Source organism: Streptomyces tropicalis (assembly GCF_029269835.1).
Taxonomy (GTDB): domain Bacteria; phylum Actinomycetota; class Actinomycetes; order Streptomycetales; family Streptomycetaceae; genus Streptomyces; species Streptomyces tropicalis.
Genome location: NZ_JARJBB010000014.1, coordinates 1 through 18,068, shown reverse-complemented (window position 1 = coordinate 18,068; position 18,068 = coordinate 1). Strand labels below are relative to the sequence as shown.

At 74.5% G+C, this 18,068-nt stretch carries 14 protein-coding genes; 12 read left to right on the top strand and 2 right to left on the bottom strand.

Translation table 11 applies throughout. The annotated features are described in order from the left end of the window. From P3H78_RS23610 to P3H78_RS23600, 3 genes are all read left to right on the top strand, one after another. Window positions 1-264, top strand: coding sequence for a WhiB family transcriptional regulator (locus P3H78_RS23610; protein ID WP_010986447.1), 264 nt, complete (start codon window positions 1-3; stop codon window positions 262-264). Between the two features lie 293 nt (window positions 265-557). Beyond that, window positions 558-4,328 (top strand): glycosyltransferase, encoded by a 3,771-nt coding sequence (locus P3H78_RS23605; RefSeq protein ID WP_276111137.1) that lies wholly within the window; start codon window positions 558-560, stop codon window positions 4,326-4,328. Beyond that, on the top strand, window positions 4,325-5,851 hold the full coding sequence (locus tag P3H78_RS23600) for a DUF5719 family protein (RefSeq protein ID WP_276111136.1): 1,527 nt from the start codon (window positions 4,325-4,327) through the stop codon (window positions 5,849-5,851). The genes P3H78_RS23605 and P3H78_RS23600 overlap by 4 nt, the downstream gene beginning before the upstream one ends. Before the next feature lie 133 nt (window positions 5,852-5,984). Here P3H78_RS23600 and P3H78_RS23595 read toward each other — a convergent pair whose 3' ends face one another. Next, entirely contained in the window at window positions 5,985-6,434 is a 450-nt protein-coding gene (locus P3H78_RS23595; RefSeq protein ID WP_276111259.1) for a metallopeptidase family protein, read from the bottom strand. Window positions 6,435-6,739: 305 nt separating this feature from the next. Between P3H78_RS23595 and P3H78_RS23590 the strand changes: the two genes are divergently transcribed. The 8 genes from P3H78_RS23590 (at window position 6,740) to P3H78_RS23555 (ending at window position 15,497) form a co-directional block, all read left to right on the top strand. Then, the gene (locus P3H78_RS23590; protein WP_276111135.1) at window positions 6,740-7,165 is read left to right on the top strand and encodes a DUF3499 domain-containing protein; all 426 of its coding nucleotides are present in this window, start codon (window positions 6,740-6,742) and stop codon (window positions 7,163-7,165) included. 257 nt (window positions 7,166-7,422) lie between these two features. After that, a complete protein-coding gene (locus P3H78_RS23585; RefSeq protein WP_276111134.1) occupies window positions 7,423-8,787 on the top strand; it encodes a phosphomannomutase/phosphoglucomutase in 1,365 nt (454 codons plus the stop codon). Window positions 8,788-9,271: 484 nt separating this feature from the next. Beyond that, window positions 9,272-9,442, top strand: coding sequence for a Trm112 family protein (locus tag P3H78_RS23580; RefSeq protein ID WP_276111133.1), 171 nt, complete (start codon window positions 9,272-9,274; stop codon window positions 9,440-9,442). Between the two features lie 30 nt (window positions 9,443-9,472). Then, window positions 9,473-10,606, top strand: a complete 1,134-nt coding sequence (locus tag P3H78_RS23575; RefSeq protein ID WP_276111132.1) for an SIS domain-containing protein — start codon at window positions 9,473-9,475, stop codon at window positions 10,604-10,606. 46 nt (window positions 10,607-10,652) lie between these two features. After that, complete coding sequence (gene manA / locus P3H78_RS23570) at window positions 10,653-11,804, top strand: mannose-6-phosphate isomerase, class I (protein WP_276111131.1); 1,152 nt, start codon at window positions 10,653-10,655, stop codon at window positions 11,802-11,804. A 156-nt stretch (window positions 11,805-11,960) separates the two neighbouring features. Then, entirely contained in the window at window positions 11,961-12,941 is a 981-nt protein-coding gene (locus P3H78_RS23565; RefSeq protein ID WP_276111130.1) for a cation diffusion facilitator family transporter, read from the top strand. Window positions 12,942-13,217: 276 nt separating this feature from the next. Continuing rightward, window positions 13,218-14,675: an adenosylhomocysteinase gene (gene ahcY / locus P3H78_RS23560; RefSeq protein ID WP_276111129.1), complete on the top strand. Its 1,458-nt coding sequence runs from the start codon at window positions 13,218-13,220 to the stop codon at window positions 14,673-14,675. Window positions 14,676-14,852: 177 nt separating this feature from the next. Then, window positions 14,853-15,497 carry a hypothetical protein gene (locus P3H78_RS23555; protein ID WP_276111128.1) on the top strand — a complete coding sequence of 215 codons (645 nt, stop codon included), beginning with the start codon at window positions 14,853-14,855 and terminating at the stop codon, window positions 15,495-15,497. A gap of 21 nt (window positions 15,498-15,518) precedes the next feature. On the opposite strand, the gene P3H78_RS23550 is transcribed toward P3H78_RS23555, so the two are convergent. After that, the gene (locus tag P3H78_RS23550; RefSeq protein WP_276111127.1) at window positions 15,519-16,514 is read right to left on the bottom strand and encodes an RDD family protein; all 996 of its coding nucleotides are present in this window, start codon (window positions 16,512-16,514) and stop codon (window positions 15,519-15,521) included. A gap of 132 nt (window positions 16,515-16,646) precedes the next feature. Here P3H78_RS23550 and P3H78_RS23545 point away from each other — a divergent pair, with 132 nt between their 5' ends. Next, complete coding sequence (locus P3H78_RS23545) at window positions 16,647-17,654, top strand: stage II sporulation protein M (protein WP_276111258.1); 1,008 nt, start codon at window positions 16,647-16,649, stop codon at window positions 17,652-17,654. The last annotated feature ends 414 nt before the right edge of the window (window positions 17,655-18,068 follow it).

The following is an 18,068-nucleotide window of genomic DNA, read 5'->3' as shown; positions in this document are numbered from 1 at the left end:
ATGACCGAGCTGGTGCAGCAACTGCTGGTCGACGACGCGGACGAGGAACTCGGCTGGCAGGAGCGCGCGCTGTGCGCCCAGACCGATCCCGAGTCCTTCTTCCCCGAGAAGGGCGGCTCGACCCGCGAGGCCAAGAAGGTCTGCCTCGCCTGCGAGGTCCGCTCCGAGTGCCTCGAGTACGCCCTCGCCAACGACGAGCGGTTCGGCATCTGGGGCGGTCTGTCCGAGCGCGAGCGGCGCCGGCTGAAGAAGGCGGCCATCTGACCCCGGCCGCCGCGCTCCCGGCCGCCGGTCGCGCACCGGCGCCGGCCTCGGCCCGCGGCGGCGGCCTCCGCTCCCGGCGTCCGCCGCACCGGCATCCCGCCGCCGGTCTCCCGGAAAACCGCACACCGTCTTCCCGGTGACGTCACGAACGGCCCGTCGCAGGTGGCTTGTCCACAGGCGGCGGGCCGCTGTTACGGCCAGCCGATAGTGTGGTCGCTCGTCCGAGACGCACCGCTGCCCCCACCGGGCACAGGCGTCCACCACAGTCCACACCGAACCGGGGCCGTTTCTCGATGTCCGTGCCCAGCCATACGGCAGCCCCCTACGACGTCGCTGCCGCAGCGCCCACCGACCCGGCCCGCGCGCCGGAGTTCGACCCGGCCCGTCCGCCCGAGTTCCCGCGGCACGTGGTGACCGCGGTGCTCGTCGCGCACGACGGCGCCCGCTGGCTGCCCGACGCCCTCGCGGGCCTCTTCGGCCAGGAGCGCCCCGTCCAGTACGCGGTGGCCGCCGACACCGGCAGCGCGGACGCCTCCGCCCAGTTGGTCACCGACGCCCTCGGCGACGACCGCGTGCTGCACCTGGCCCGCCGCACCGGCTTCGGCCAGGCCGTCGAGGAGGCCACGCGCACCGCCCCGGTCCTCACCCCGGACGACCTGCCCTACCTGAAGCGCCCCAGCGGCTGGGACCCCGTCACCCGCTCCTGGCGCGACGACGCCTACGACCTCCCCGAACTGCCGCACGGCGAACCGGTGCAGTGGCTCTGGCTGCTGCACGACGACTGCGCCCCCGAACCGGAGGCCCTCGCCGAGCTGCTCCGCGTCGTCGACACCGAGCACGGGCTCGGCCGGGACGACGTCGCGGTCGTCGGCCCCAAGCTCCGCGGCTGGTACGACCGCCGGCAGCTCCTGGAGGTCGGCGTCACCATCGCCAACTCCGGCCGCCGCTGGACCGGTCTGGACCGCCGGGAGCAGGACCAGGGCCAGCACGACCACGTCCGGACCGTCCTGTCGGTGTCCACCGCGGGCATGCTGGTCCGGCGTGACGTCTTCGAGCAGCTCGGCGGGTTCGACCGCAGGCTGCCCCTGATGCGCGACGACGTCGACCTGTGCTGGCGCGCCCACGCCGCCGGCCACCGCGTCCTCGTCGCCCCCGAGGCCGTCGTCCGCCACGCCGAGGCGTCCTCCCGCGAGCGCCGCACCGTCGACTGCGTGGGCCGCACCGCCGCCTCGCCGCACAAGGTCGACAAGGCGGGTGCCGTCCACACCCTGCTCGTCAACACCCGTAGCGCCGCCCTGCCCTGGGTCCTGCTCCGGCTGGTGCTCGGCACCCTGCTGCGGACCGTCGCCTACCTCGTCGGCAAGGTCCCCGGACAGGCCGTCGACGAGATCCGCGGCCTCATGGGCACCCTGCTGCGGCCCGAGCGGATCATCGCCGGCCGCCGCCGCAGGGGCCGGCCGCAGATCGGCAAGGACGAGCTGCGGGCCCTGTTCCCGCCGCCGGGCGCCACCGTCCGCGCCACCTTCGAGCAGCTCGCCGGGAATCTCGTCGGCCGCTCCGACCCCGAGCTGTCCTCGGCCGGGCGGCACGGCGGCGCCATCGAGTCCGGTCCCGGCGGCGACGACGCGGACTTCCTGGAGATCGAGCAGTTCGCCCGTCTCAAGCGCATCGGCCGCAAGCCCGGCCCGGTGCTCTTCCTGGTGCTGCTGCTCGTCTCCCTCGTCGCCTGCCGCGGTCTGCTCGGCAGCGGCGCCCTCGGGGGCGGCGCCCTGCTGCCCGCCCCCGCGGGCGCCTCCGACCTGTGGGCGCGCTACCTCGACTCCTGGCACCCGGTCGGCGCGGGCGGCACCCCCTCCGCCCCGCCCTACCTCGCCCTGGTGGCGCTGCTGGCCTCCCTGCTGCTCGGCTCGACGGGCCTCGCCGTCACCGTCCTCCTCGTCGGCTCGGTGCCCCTGGCCGGCATCGCCGCGTACTTCGCCTCGCGGCCCCTGGTCGAGTCCCGCCTGCTGCGCGCCTGGGCCGCGGTCGTGTACGCCTTCCTGCCCGCCGCCACCGGCGCGCTGGCCGGCGGCCGCATCGGCACCGCCGTCCTCGCCGTGCTGCTGCCGCTCCTCGCCCGCGCCGGCGTCGCCGCGAGCGGCCTCGCCCATGCCTCCAGAGCCCGCGGCAGCTGGCGCGCCACCTGGGCCTACGCGCTGCTGCTCACCGTCACCACCGCCTTTACCCCGGTCGTCTGGCCGGTCGCGGCCGTCCTCGGCCTGGGCGTCCTGGTCCTGCGCCGCGGCGAGATCGTGCCCCACGCACTGCGCCTCCTGGCCCAAGTGGGCACACCGCTCCTCGTCCTCGCGCCCTGGTCGCTGAGCCTGCTCCCGTTCGGCTTCCTCAAGGAGGCCGGCCTGCCCTACGGCGCCTCGGCCGCATCCGCCCTCGACCTGCTCGGCGCCTCCCCGGGCGGCCCGGGCACGGTGCACGGGCTCATGCTCATCGGCATCGTCCTGGCCGCGCTGGCCGCCCTCCTGCGCTCCGAGCGTCAGTCCGGCATCCGTACGGCCTGGGCAGTGGCCCTCGTCGGCTTCGTCTTCGCCGCCCTGTCCAACGCCTCCGCCTGGGCGGGCCCGGCGACGCTCGTCTACGGCCTCGCCCTGCTCGCCGCCGCGGTCGTCGGCGCCGAAGGCGTCCGCGCCCGGGTCGCCGAGCAGAGCTTCGGCTGGCGCCAGCCGGTCGCCGCGCTGATCGCCTTCGCCTCCGTCGCCGGGCCGCTGCTCGCCGCCTCCGGCTGGATGATCCGCGGCGCCGACGGGCCGCTGGAGCGCCGCGACCCGGTGCAGGTGCCCGCGTTCGTCGCCGAGGAGAGCAGCACCCGCGACCAGGCCCGCACCCTGGTCCTCGACAGCGACTCCCCGGCCCACGTCGACTACATGCTGGTCCGCGGCTCCGGCGCCCGCATGGGCGACGCCGACCTGTCCACCACCGGCGGTGCGACCGGCCGCCTCGACAAGGTCGTCGCCAACCTCGTCGCGGGCTCCGGCGCCGACCAGGCGGACCAGCTCGGCGGCTTCGCCGTGCGCTACGTCCTCGTGCACAAGGGCGCCCCCCGCGACGTCAGCCGCGTCCTGGACGCCACCCCCGGCCTGAGCCGGCTCAGCCAGCAGGACGGCAGCGCCCTGTGGCGCGTCGACCAGGAGGTCTCGCGCGCCGCCGTCGTCCCGGCCGGCGGCTCCGGCGCCGCCCAGCCGGTCGCCGCCGGGCCCGTCGAGGTCCACACCACGATCCCGGCCGGCTCCGCGGCCCGCGTGCTGCGCCTGGCCGACTCCGCCGACCCCGGATGGACCGCCACCCTGGACGGCAAACCGCTCACCCGGACCACGGTCGACGGCTGGGCGCAGGGCTTCCAGCTCCCCGCCGCCGGCGGACACCTGGACGTCGCCTTCGACGACCCGATCGGCCGCTCCGTCTGGCTGTGGTTCCAGGGCGCCCTCGCCGTCGTCCTCGTCGTCCTCGCCCTGCCGGGCCGGCGTCGTGACATGGACGACGACCTGCCCGAGGAGCAGCCCGTCCCCGCGCAGGCCGCCGCGGGCGAGGGCCGCCGCGCCCGCCGCCTGCGCGCCCAGGCCGAGGCGGAGGCGGAGGCCGCCGCCGAGGCCGGTGGAGGCGGACCGGCCGGAGCGGACGACCCCTTCGACGGGCCGCCCGTCCCGCCCGCGCCGCACGAGAGCCCCGCCGCCGTGCCGCACCAGCAGGGGTACGCCGACTGGGACGGCGCCGGCTACGAGCAGCCCGGCTACGGCGCCTACGGCGACCCGTACCAGGCAGCCCCGCAGTACCCGGCGGACGCCCAGCCGTACCCGGCGGACGCCTACGACCCGGCGTACCAGGCCGCCCAGCAGGGCGGCCAGTACGACCCGTACGCATACGGCGGCGCCTACGAAGGCGGCCCCTACGACCCCGCCTACCAGCAGGGCTACGACGAGACGTACGACCCGGCCCAGTCACCCGGAGCCGACGCGCCCCCGTCCCACCCGCACGGCACCGGCAGTGAGCGCCCCGACGGGAGCCAGCAGTGAACCGCACCACCCTGTCCCTGATCGCCGGCGCGACCGCGCTCGCCGCCGTCACCGGATTCGCCGCGCTGAACACCCCGGACGCGTCCGGCGCCGGCGCCGCGCGGGTCGCCGCCCGGCTGCCCGTGGAGCGCACGACCCTGGTCTGCCCGGCTCCGAGCAGCTCCGACATCGCCGACACCTCGTACACCTCCTTCACCCCCGTCGTGGCGGGCACCGGCAGCGCGGGAACCGCGCAACTCCGGCCCGCCGCCGACTCGGGCCCGGACGCGGGCGGCACCCCGGCCACCGGCAAGGGCTCAGGGAAGGCCGGGGGGTCCGGCAAGAAGGCGCAGCAGCCCGCCCTCCAGCCCAAGACCCCCGGCACGCCCGTCACCGGCGACTCCTCCGGCGCGGACGCGCCCGCGCTCATCGGCACCGCCGACGGGCGGTTCGCCCCCGGCTGGACGATGCAGGAGACCACCGAGGTCGCCGCGGGCACCGGACGCGGTCTGCTCGGCGTCGACTGCACCGCCCCGGACACCCAGTTCTGGTTCCCGGGCGTCAGCACGGCCGCCAGCCGCTCCGACTACGTCCACCTCACCAACCCCGACGACTCCGCCGCCGTCGTGGACCTGGAGCTCTACGGCAAGGACGGCGCGGTGAAGTCGGCCGTGGGCGAGGGCATCACGGTGCAGCCGCACTCCAGCGAGCCGGTCCTGCTGTCCACGCTCACGGACTCCCCGCAGGACGACCTCACCCTGCACGTGAGCGTGCGCAGCGGGCGGGTCGGCGCGGCCGTGCAGGCCCTCGACTCCAGCACCGGCGGCGACTGGCTGTCGGCCGCCGCGGACCCCGCGGGCAGCCTGGTGCTGCCCGGCATCCCCAAGGACGCCACGGACGTCCGGCTGGTGGCCTTCACCCCCGCCGACACGGACGCCGACCTCAAGGTGCGGCTGGCGTCGTCGTCCGGCTCGATCACCCCCGCCGGGCACGAGACCCTGCACGTCAAGGGCGGCATGACGACCGGCGTCGACCTCGGTCCCCTGACCCGCGGCGAGCCCGGCTCACTGGTGCTCACCCCGACCTCCCAGTCCGTACCGGTGGTCGCGGCGCTCAAGGTCGTGCGCGGCAGGGGAGCCCAGCAGGAGACGGCGTTCATTCCGGCGACCCGCCCCGTGGACACCCGGGCCACCGCGGCCGACAACAGCGCCAAGGGGACGACGCTCTCCCTGACCGCCCCGGCCGGCTCCGCGCAGGTGAAGGTCACCTCGTCCGCGGGCAGCGACGGCGGCACGGCGGTGTCGAAGACGTACACGGTCGGTGCGGGCACCACGCAGGACGTGGTGCCCCCGGTCCCGGCCGGACTGAACGGCACGTACGCCGTGACGGTGGAGCGCCTGTCCGGCGGCCCCGTCTACGCCGCCCGGACCCTCGCGTCCACCCAGGAGGGCGTCCCCGGCTTCACCGTCCAGACCCTCCCGGACGACCGCGGCACGGTCGCCGTGCCCCGCGCGACCGCGGACCTGTCGGTGCTGCAGAGGTAACCGCCGGACTCCCGCAGGCGGCCCGGTGGTCCACGCGGACATCGGGCGGCGCGCAGGTCCGCGCCGGCGGCGTGGGCGTCGTCCGTGCGCGCCCGGGGCATGGGCCTCGTCCGTCCGGCGGCGGCCCGGCGGGTCAGTCCTCGCCGTAGCGGGGGTCCACCGTCTCCGGGGTCAGCCCGAGCAGGTCGGCCACCTGTTCCACCACGATCTCGTGCACGAGGGCCGCCCGCTCGTCGCGGCCCTTGCTGCGGATCTCCACCGGCCGCCGGTACACGACCACCCGCGCCCGGTGGCCGTCCTGGGCCGCCACCGTGCCGCCGAGCGGCACGGCCTCGTCGTTCCAGGTCTGCCCGGGGGCGTCCAGCCGCGGCACCTCCAGCACCAGGAAGTCGACGTCCGCGAGCTGCGGCCACCGCCGCTCCAGCCGCTCCACGGAGTCCCGCACCAGGTCCGCGAACACCTCGGCACGGCTCGCGGCGAGCGGCACCTGCGGCGGCGCGATCGGGCCGCGCATGCCCCGGCCGTGGCGATCACGTCGACGGGGCCCGGGGCCGGCTGCACGGGGCGGTACAGGGTTGTCCATCACCGCTGAAGCGTAGTCCTCGCGAGGACCGCCCGCCCGGCCCGGCGCGGCATCCCGGGCACCGGGCCGCCGGGCGGCACGGCGTGATTGCGCCTGTCGCCCGCTGCCCATTCCGGCCAAGCTTGGGCTCGATTCCGTATCTCTCCCGGAGCGGCAACGGCAAGGCTTTTGGCGTTGTTTGTGCCGACCTGTGACCTGGAGCGGACCGGTCCGCGACCAGGCGGCGCGACATCCGCGCAGGTCAGCAAGGTGGGACAGAAGGGGTGTGTGGGGCGTTTCACAGGGCGACACGGGGGTGTGACCTGGTGCAGAGTCGTCGCGGCCCGCTCAAGAGTGCGGTACCGTCCAACGTCGTGAGCCCTGTACGTCGCTGTTCGCGCACCGCCTGCGGCCGACCCGCCGTCGCGACGCTGACGTACGTCTACGCCGACTCGACCGCGGTCCTCGGCCCGCTCGCCACCTACGCCGAACCCCACTGCTACGACCTGTGCGCCGAGCACTCCGAGCGCCTCACCGCCCCGCGCGGCTGGGAGGTCGTACGCCTCCTCGACGGCTCGGCCCCCGCCCGGCCCAGCGGCGACGACCTCGAGGCGCTCGCCAACGCGGTGCGCGAGGCCGCCCGGCCCCAGCAGCGCGCGGCCGAGGCCGGCGGCGCCGGTCCCCGCACCGCGGATCCGATGGAGGTCGCGCGCCGCGGCCACCTGCGCGTGCTCCGCTCGCCGGACAACTGAATCGGTTCGCCGCCTGCGGGCGCGCCGTTCACCGTCCCTGAAGGACCGTTCCCTCCCGCCGCCCCCAACGGCCGCCGCACGCCGGAGACTTCCCGGCAGCCCGTACCTGCGCGCCCGCGCCCGGCGTGACGGCCTGCGTGCCGTACAGCTGCCGCACGGCTCCCGGCAACCTGGGCCGGGTACGTTGGGGTCCACCAACAGGAGCTCCGCCAGGACCTCCGGGTTGACCTCCGAATGGACTCCGAGAAGGGCTGGCCGTGACTGCTGATCTGTCGCAGATCGTGAAGGCGTACGACGTACGCGGGGTCGTCCCGGACCAGTGGGACGAGTCGCTCGCCGAGCTCTTCGGCGCCGCCTTCGCCCGCGTGACCGGCGCGAGCGCCGTCGTCGTCGGCCACGACATGCGGCCCTCCTCGCCCGGCCTGTCCCGCGCCTTCGCGCACGGCGCGGCGCGGCAGGGCGCCGACGTCACCGAGATCGGGCTCTGCTCCACGGACCAGCTGTACTACGCGTCGGGCGCCCTGGACCTGCCCGGCGCGATGTTCACCGCCTCGCACAACCCCGCGCAGTACAACGGCATCAAGATGTGCCGGGCGGGCGCCGCCCCGGTCGGCCAGGACACGGGCCTGACCGAGATCCGCGAACTGGTCGAGCGGTGGCGGGAGTCGGGCGCCCCGGAGCCGGCCGCCCGGACGGGCCGGCTCACCCGGCGCGACACGCTGGACGACTACGCGGCGCACCTGCGCTCCCTGGTCGACGTCTCCGCGATCCGCCCGCTGAAGGTCGTCGTCGACGCGGGCAACGGCATGGGCGGCCACACGGTCCCGACGGTCTTCTCCGGCCTGCCCCTCGACGTCGTCCCGATGTACTTCGAACTCGACGGCACCTTCCCCCACCACGAGGCCAACCCGCTGGACCCGGCCAACATCGTGGACCTCCAGCAGCGGGTGCGCGCGGAGGGCGCCGACCTCGGGCTCGCCTTCGACGGCGACGCCGACCGCTGCTTCGTCGTCGACGAGCGCGGCGAGCCGGTCTCCCCGTCGGCGATCACCGCGCTGGTCGCCGCCCGCGAGCTGGCCCGGCACGGCGGCCGGGGTGTGATCATCCACAACCTGATCACCTCCTGGTCCGTCCCCGAGGTCGTGCGGGAGCAGGGCGGCACCCCGGTCCGCACCCGCGTCGGCCACTCCTTCATCAAGGCCGAGATGGCGCGGTCCGGCGCGATCTTCGGCGGCGAGCACTCGGCGCACTACTACTTCAAGGACTTCTGGAACGCGGACACGGGCATGCTGGCCGCGCTGCACGTCCTGGCGGCCCTGGGCGGCCAGGACCGGCCCCTGTCGGCGCTGGTCGCGCAGTACGACCGCTACGCCGGCTCCGGGGAGATCAACTCCACCGTCGCCGACCAGGCCGCCCGACTCGCCGCGATCAGGACGGCCTACGAGGGCCGCGCCGACGTCACCCTGGACGAGCTCGACGGCCTCACGGTGTCCGCCGCCGACTGGTGGTTCAACGTCCGCCCCTCCAACACGGAGCCCCTGCTCCGGCTCAACGCCGAGGCCCGCGACGAGCCGACGATGGCCAAGGTGCGCGACGAGGCCCTGGCCGTCATCCGCGCCTGACCCCCGGCCGGGCCGCCGAGCGGGGCGCACGCACCGGGCGGGACGTACGGACACGCCGGGCGGGACGAACGGCCCCGCCCGCCCTCCCCGGACGTCCCGCAGGCCGTCGCCGGCCCGGCGCATGCCCGCCCCGGGTGCTGCCCGATCGCGACGCCCGACGGCGACGCGGCCCCCGCAGGCCCGGGCGCCCCGGTGGCTCGGGGGTCTGCACCTCCCGCGGCCCAGGACCCTCGTGCCGGCTCCGGGCCGCCCGCGGGCACCGTCCGGTTCCGGGTCGCCGGGCCCTGTGCTCCGGCCGCCCGCGGTCATCGTCCCGTTCCGGGTCGCCCGCGCCCCGGTACCCGCGCTCACCGCAGTCCACCGTCACCGTCCGCGGACGGCCCCGGCTCCTTCCGGGCGGCCGCCCGCCGCCCGCCCCCCACCGGCGGTACCCTGACCAGGCACGTCCGTGCCGCCACGCGTCCGCCACCCGAAGGGAACGCCCATGCCGCTCGAAGCCGGCCTCCTGGAGATCCTCGCCTGCCCGGTCTGCCACGCCCCCCTCAAGGAGGAGGACGCCGAGCTGATCTGCACCGGACAGGACTGCGGCCTGGCCTACCCGGTCCGCGACGGCATCCCGGTCCTGCTCGTCGACGAGGCCCGCCGCCCCGCGTAACCGAAGCCCGGCGATCGGAGACTGCCGCCCATGCTCGACGAATCGCTGCTCGACACCCCGGACGGGCTCGCCGAGGCCGACCGGCGCGGACTGCTCCGCGGCGCCGCCGAGGCCGGAGCCCGCGTCCGGACCGCCGCCCGGCACGCGGTCGAGGCGGGGGTCGGCGGACTCGAACCCGACGGCCGCCCCCGCGCCGTCCTGATCGCCGGGCCCGGCGCCGCGGCGAGCCACGCGGCCGACCTGCTCGGCACGCTCGCCGGCGCCGGCAGCCCCGTCACCCGGCTCGCGCCCACCGGCGTCGCCCCCGCCGCGGGCGCCCTGCGCTGGGAACTCCCCGGCTGGGCCGGCTCCGTCGACCTGCTGCTGATCGCCACTCCGGACGGCGCCGAACCGAGCCTGTCGCTGCTCGCCGAGCAGGCCTACCGCCGCGGCTGCGCCGTCGCCGCCGTCGCCCCGGCCGGCACCCCGCTGGCCGAGGCCGTCGCCGGCGCCCACGGCCTCTTCGTCCCGATGGCCACGGCCCCCTACGACGAGGACGAGCCCTTCCCGGCCTCGTCCCCCGGCGTGCTGTGGGCGCTGCTCACCCCGCTGCTCGCCCTCCTGGACCGCATCGGCCTGCTCACCGCCCCGCCCGACGCCCTGGAGAAGGCCGCCGACCGGCTCGACCAGGTTGCCGAGCGCTGCGGCCCCGCCATCGCCACCTACAGCAACCCCGCCAAGACGCTGGCCGCCGAACTCGCCGACGCGCTGCCCCTGATCTGGACCGAGGGCGTCTCCGCCGGCCCCGCCGGCCGCCGCTTCGCCGCCGCGCTCGCCGAACTGTCCGGCAGCCCCGCCGTCGTCGCCGAACTCCCGGAGGCGCTCGCCGTGCACAGCGCCCTGCTCGCCGGCCCTCTGGCCGCCAGGGCCGACCCGGACGACTTCTTCCGCGACCGCGTCGAGGAGGCGCCCGCCCTCCACACGCGCGTGGTGCTGCTCCGCGACCGCCCGATCGGCGGCCTGACCGCCGCGCCCGCCGCGCGTGACCTGGCGCTCAGTCACGACACGCCGATCAGCGAGCTGGAACCGTCCCCCGGAGACGAGATCGAGACCCTCGCGGAACTGATCGCCGTCACGGATTTCACCGCCGTTTACCTGGCGCTCGCGTCGGGGGCCTCATCCTGAGCCCGACCACGCGCACGGCGCACTGAGAACCGGCAGAGAGACACGCATGGACCGCCTGGACAACACCGTTCGCCCCTACGCCTGGGGTTCCCCGTCCGCCATCCCGCACCTCCTCGGCGTCGAGCCGAGCGGCGAGCCGCAGGCGGAGATGTGGATGGGAGCCCACCCGGGCGCGCCCTCGCGCACCGCACGCGGCGCCCTCGTCGACGTCCTCGCGGCCGGCCCCGAGCGGGAACTGGGCCCCGCGGCCGTCGCCAGGTTCGGCCCCCGCCTGCCCTTCCTGCTCAAGATCCTCGCCGCCGGCGCCCCGCTCTCCCTCCAGGTCCACCCCGACCTGGAGCAGGCCCGCACCGGCCACGCCGACGAGGAGGAGCGGGGCATCCCGTCCGATGCCCCGCACCGCAACTACAAGGACGCCAACCACAAGCCCGAACTGATCTGCGCGCTCACCGAGTTCGACGGCCTGTGCGGCTTCCGCGACCCGCTGCGGACCGCCGCCCTCCTCGACCGCATCGGCGTCGACTCCCTCACGCCGTACGCCGACCTCCTGCGCGCCCGCCCCGAGGAGGCGGCCCTGCGCGAGACGCTCACCGCGATCCTCGGCGCCGACCGCGACGACATGGCCCGCACCGTCGCCGAGACCGCCGCCGCCTGCGCCCGCCTCGGCGGCGACCTCGCGCCCTACGCCGACATCGCCCGCCACTACCCGGGCGACCCGGGGGTGCTGGCCGCGATGCTCCTCAACCACGTCCGGCTCCAGCCCGGCGAGGCCCTCTTCCTCGGCGCGGGCATCCCGCACGCGTACCTCAGCGGCCTCGGCGTCGAGATCATGGCCAACTCCGACAACGTCCTGCGCTGCGGCCTGACCCCCAAGCACGTCGACGTCCCCGAACTGCTGCGCGTCGTCCGCTTCCGGGCCGGGGACCCCGGCGTCCTGCGCCCGGAGGCCGCCCCGGACGGCGAGGAGGTCTACGCGACGCCCATCGACGAGTTCCGCCTGTCCCGGTACGTGCTCCCCGAGGGCGCCGGCCCGCACGACCTGACGCGTGACACGGCGCAGATCCTGCTCTGCACCGCCGGCTCGGTCCGCGCCGGCGAGCACGACCTGACCCCGGGCACCTCCGTGTTCGTCCCGGCGGGCGAAAAGGCCGAAGTGTCCGGACCCGGCACCCTCTTCCGGGCCACGGTCGCCCTCTGAGGCGTCGGGCCCGCCGACCCGGGGCACGTCCCACGGAACGGGCTGCAACAATGGCCCACCGGCAAAGGACGGGCAAAGCAGACGGGGCGTGAGCGCCACCGCCGGGCGGCGCCCCGGACGGCGTTACGTACGACGGCGAAGGGACAACGCGAACACATGAGCGCGTCAGGCGGCACCAGGGCGATCGTGGCGGCACTCGGCGCCAACCTCGCGATCGCGGCATCGAAGTTCGTGGCCTTCGCCTTCAGCGGCTCGTCGTCGATGCTCGCCGAGGGCGTCCACTCGCTCGCCGACTCCGGAAACCAGTTCCTGCTCATCGTCGGAGGCAAGCGCGCCCAGCGCGAGGCGACCCCGCAGCACCCCTTCGGCTACGGCCGGGAACGCTACATCTACGCCTTCCTCGTCTCCATCGTGCTCTTCACCGTCGGCGGCATGTTCGCCGTCTACGAGGGCTACGAGAAGATCCAGCACCCCCACCGGCTGGAGCACTGGTACTGGCCGGTCGGCGTCCTCCTCTTCGCGATCGTCGCCGAGGGGTTCTCCTTCCGCACCGCCATCAAGGAGTCCAACGAACTGCGCGGCACGCTGTCCTGGACCCAGTTCATCCGCCGCGCCAAGGCACCCGAGCTGCCGGTCGTCCTGCTGGAGGACTTCGGTGCCCTGATCGGCCTGGTCCTCGCCCTCGGCGGCGTCGGCCTCTCCCTGCTCACCGGCGACGGCGTGTGGGACGGGGTCGGCACCGTCTGCATCGGCGCCCTGCTCGTCCTGATCGCCCTCGTGCTGGCCGCCGAGACCAAGTCGCTGCTGCTGGGCGAGGCCGCAAGCGCCGACGTCGTCCGGCAGATCGAGGCCGCCACGGTCGACGGCGACCGCGTCACCCGCGTCATCCACATGCGCACCCTCCACCTCGGCCCGGAGGAACTGCTCGTCGCCGCCAAGATCGCGGTACGGCACGACGACACCGCCGCCGAGGTCGCCACCGCCATCGACGCGGCCGAGACCCGCATCCGGGCCGCCGTCCCGATCGCCCGGGTGATCTACCTGGAGCCCGACATCTACAGCGACACCGAGGCCGCCCGGGGCGCGGACGCCGAGGCCACGCCGGGCGGACCGGCCCCGCAGCCCGCCGGCCACTGAGCCCCGCGGACCCCTTGACCGACTCCTTCCCGCCCCCTCCGGCCGGACGCGGACTGGGGGCGGCGGGGTCCCGCGGTGTAGCTTGGGTCGGAGCCAGACGTCGCTGCTGATGGCGGTCGGGCGGTCCCGACACGGACCGTCCGAGGGAGAGAGGGCCTCCGACGGACTGCGCTGCGCGCACGCGGGCATGCCTGTGTCCTCCTCAGGGCACCCCTGTGTCCGCCGCCGCGCAGATCAGCCGTACCCACCTCGCCCCTACCCGAGGAGCAGCACGCAATGACGACTGTCGAGAACCGACAGGACTTCAAGGTCGCCGACCTGTCCCTGGCCGAGTTCGGCCGCAAGGAGATCACCCTCGCCGAGCACGAGATGCCCGGCCTGATGGCGATCCGCAAGGAGTACGCCGAGCGGCAGCCGCTGGCCGGCGCCCGCATCACCGGCTCCCTGCACATGACCGTGCAGACCGCGGTGCTCATCGAGACCCTGGTCGCCCTGGGCGCCGAGGTCCGCTGGGCCTCCTGCAACATCTTCTCCACCCAGGACCACGCGGCCGCGGCCATCGCCGTCGGCCCGGACGGCACCCCGGAGAACCCCCAGGGCGTCCCCGTCTTCGCCTGGAAGGGCGAGACGCTGGAGGAGTACTGGTGGTGCACCGAGCAGGCCCTGACCTGGCCCGGCACCGCCACCGGCGGCCCGAACATGATCCTTGACGACGGCGGTGACGCCACCCTCCTCGTCCACAAGGGCGTCGAGTACGAGAAGGACGGCAAGGTCCCCTCGCCCGACACCGCCGAGTCCGACGAGCACCGCGTCATCCTCCAGCTGCTCACCCGCACCGTGGCCGAGAGCCCGCAGAAGTGGACCCAGCTGGCCTCCGAGATCCGCGGCGTGACCGAGGAGACCACCACCGGCGTCCACCGCCTGTACGAGATGCAGCGCGACGGCGACCTCCTCTTCCCGGCGATCAACGTCAACGACTCCGTCACCAAGTCGAAGTTCGACAACAAGTACGGCTGCCGTCACTCCCTCGTCGACGGCATCAACCGCGCCACCGACGTCCTCATCGGCGGCAAGACCGTCGTCGTCTGCGGCTACGGCGACGTGGGCAAGGGCTGCGCGGAGTCCCTGCGCGGACAGGGCGCCCGCGTGATCATCACCGAGATCGACCCGATCTGCGCCCTGCAGGCGGCGATGGACGGCTACCAGGTCACCACCCTGGACGAGGTCGTCGAGACGGCCGACATCTTCGTCACCACCACCGGCAACAAGGACATCATCCTGGCCGCGGACATGGCCAAGATGAAGCACCAGGCGATCGTCGGCAACATCGGCCACTTCGACAACGAGATCGACATGGCCGGCCTCGCCAGGATCCCGGGCATCGTCAAGGACGAGGTCAAGCCGCAGGTCCACACCTGGACCTTCCCCGACGGCAAGACGATCATCGTGCTGTCCGAGGGCCGCCTGCTCAACCTGGGCAACGCCACCGGTCACCCGTCGTTCGTCATGTCCAACTCCTTCGCGGACCAGACCCTGGCCCAGATCGAGCTGTTCACCAAGCCCGACGAGTACCCGACCGGCGTCTACGTGCTGCCCAAGCACCTCGACGAGAAGGTCGCCCGCCTCCACCTGGACGCCCTCGGCGTGAAGCTCACCAGGCTCCGCCCCGAGCAGGCCTCCTACATCGGCGTCGACGTCGACGGCCCGTTCAAGTCGGACCACTACCGCTACTGAGCCGCACCCGCGTCTCACACCGGTCGACCGAGGCAGGCCCCCGCACCCCCGTGTCGGGGGCCTGCCCCTTCGGCCGGACCGGCCGCCGGCGGACCGGCCCCCACCCGACCGGCCGGCCCGCGCGCCGGACCGGCCCGCCGAGGCCGCCCGACCCGTCCGTCACGACACAGGAGCCCGATGCCCCGCGGCCGCTATTCGCTCCACGACACCCACGACCACACCCCCCTCGGTGAAGAGCACTTCCACTGCGCCCCCGGCCCCTCCGGCTGGCGCTACGTCTCCCAGGTGACCGGCCCCGCGGGCGACCACCGCGGCTCCGTCGACCTGGCCCTCGACGACCTGGGCCGCCCCATCCGCCTCGAACTCCACGCCGCGGGCTGGCAGGTGCGCGGCGCCGCCCTCGACGGCGTCACCTGGGTCCGTACCGACGCCACCGGCAGGGACGCGGCCGAGGGCACCGTCCGCGCCCACGGCTTCACCGGGACGTCCCCCGCGTTCCTCGTCGCCACCGCCCGTCTCCTGCGCCTCACCCCCTCCGCCTCCGCCACCCGCGTACGCCTCGTCGCCTTCACGGACCCCGTCCTCGCCCCGCGCACCGTGGACCAGTCCTGGGCTCTGGTGAACAGCGAAACACACGCCACTGACAACGCCCCCCTGACCGTGGACGAGTACCGGGTCACCGCCCTGGACACCGGCGAGCAGTACGCCGTGCACCTCGCCGGCGACGTGGTCCTGTCCGCTCCCGGCATCGAACTCGAGGACCTGGACTCACCCCCGTCCGTCCTCCCCCGGCGCCCCACGGACCCGGACTCCCCGCACTGACGGCGTCGCCGACCCGCCCCCCTACACGGGCGGCACGAACCCGGTGCTCCGCCGCTCGCCCGCCTCCGCGTCCCGCGGCGCGGCGGACGCCTCCGCGTCCTGCGGCACCGGCGACACCTGTGCTTCCTGCGGCACCGAGGACACCCCTGCGTTCGGGGACACGGGAGAGGACGGACCGGAGGCCGCCTCCGTCGCCGGAGCGAGGACGGCTCCCGGAGCCCCGGCGGCCGGATACCCCGCACCCGCAGGTCCGGTGCCTCCGGAGGCACCGCTCGCGGACATCCGCCGCGTCTCCCTGACCTGCCGCTCCTGCAGCACCGCGGCCAGATACATCGCCGGCGGCACCTCGCCCGGCACCGGAGCGCCGGTCCGGGCCGCGACATCCGCTGCCAGCCGCTGCGCCATGCTCCAGGAGACCTGCGGATCGAGCTGGCGCATCCGCGTCAGGTACTGGCGCACCGCCAGCCACAGCCCGTCCGGCACCGAGGAGAGGTCCAGCGCCGAGAAGCGCCCGGCCAGCCAGGGCGGCGGCGGGGGCAGGAGAGCCCCGTGGCCCGCGGGCACCCGCTCCCGCACCACCAGCGTGCCCGCGAACACGTCGCCGAGGCGCCGCCCGCGCGCCGACACCAGCGAGGCGATGCACGCGACGACCCCGAAGGTCAGCAGGATCTCGACCACGCCGATCGCGCCCCGTACCAGGGCGTGCCGGAAGCGGATCGGCCCGCCGTCGTCCCGAACCACCCGCAGACCGCACGCCGCCTTCCCGAGCGAGCGGCCGTGGCTCAGCGTCTCCACCGCGATCGGCCCGCCCACGAGCACGAGCAGGAAGGTCGCGATCGACACCGCGACCTGCGCGGCCTCGTCCAGCGAGGCCGTGGCCACCATCAGGGCGATCGTCACCACGAGATAGACCGCCAGTGCCACGGCCAGGTCGAGCAGCACGGCCAGCGCCCTGCTCGGCAACCTCGCGGGACGCAGTTCCAGCGCCACCGCCTCGCCCGTCACCAGCTCACTCACGCCTGCCGCCCTTCCCCTGACCCCACCCTGAGAACCGTCAGTCTGCCAAGCTGAGGGCGATCGCGCCGCAGTACGACAAGCTGACACTTCCGTCGGGCTGTGGAACAACCAGCCGAGGAGCAGGCAGACACGATGGACCTGGACGTCTTCGTCTCCGCCCACCGGGCCGAGTGGGACCGCCTCGACGCCCTGCTGCGCCGCAGGCGCCGCCTCTCCGGGGCGGAGGCCGACGAACTCGTGGCGCTCTACCAGCGCACCGCCACCCATCTGTCCCTGATCCAGTCCAGTGCCCCGGACCCGCAGCTGACCGGTCGGCTGAGCCGCCTCGTGGCCCGCGCGCGCAGCGCCGTGACGGGAACCCGCCGTGCCTCGTGGCGCGACGTCAGCCGCTTCCTCTCGCACGGCTTCCCCGCCGCCGTCTACCGCACCCGCCGGTGGTGGGTTCCCACCGCCCTGGTGTCCACGCTCGTCGGGGCGGTCCTCGGCTGGTGGATCGGCACGCACCCCGAGGTGCAGGCGGCCATCGCGGCCCCCGGGGAGCTGCGGGACCTGACCCGGCCCGGCGGCGAGTACGAGACCTACTACTCCAGTCATCCCGCGGCGGCGTTCGCCGCCCAGGTGTGGACGAACAACGCCCAGGCCGCCGCCATGTGCCTCGTCCTCGGCGTGTTCCTCGGACTCCCGGTGCTGTGGATCCTGTTCCAGAACATGCTCAACCTGGGGGTGGGCATCGGGCTCATGTCCTCGGCCGGCCGCCTCGACACCTTCCTCGGGCTGATCCTTCCGCACGGGCTGCTCGAGCTGACCGCGGTCTTCGTCGCCGCCGGCACCGGCCTGCGCCTCGGCTGGACCGTGGTGGACCCCGGGCCGCGCTCCCGTCGCACCGCACTGGCGGAGGAGGGCAGGGCCGCGGTGGGCATGGCGATCGGCCTGGCCCTGGTCCTCTTCGTGTCGGGCACCATCGAAGGCTTCGTGACCCCGTCCGGCCTGCCCACCTGGGCCCGCATCGGCATCGGCGTCGCGGCCGAGGCCGCCTTCCTTACCTACGTCTGGATCCTGGGCGGTCGCGCCGCACGAGCCGGTGACACGGGTGACGTGGCGGCTGCCGAACGAAGCGCCACGGTGCCGACGGCCGCCTGATGTGCGTTTACGGCCGCTGAGCTGCTAGTGTCCTCTTCGCCCCACCGGAGCCGTTGACACGGAGCAGGCGGGGAGGTAGATTCGAACAGTTGCCTGGAGCTGGGTTCACACCCGGATGGGCGGCTTTGACAGTCTGTCTGCTTCTCGAGACATCGACGTTATCGATTTCGAAGAAGCCACTCCCGATGAATCGGAAGCGAAGCCGGTAAGACCGGCGCGAAACTTCTGATAAAGTCGGAACCGCCGGAAAGGGAAACGCGGAAGCGGGAACCTGGAAAGCACCGAGGAAATCGGATCGGAAAGATCTGATAGAGTCGGAAACGCAAGACCGAAGGGAAGCGCCCGGAGGAAAGCCCGAGAGGGTGAGTACAAAGGAAGCGTCCGTTCCTTGAGAACTCAACAGCGTGCCAAAAG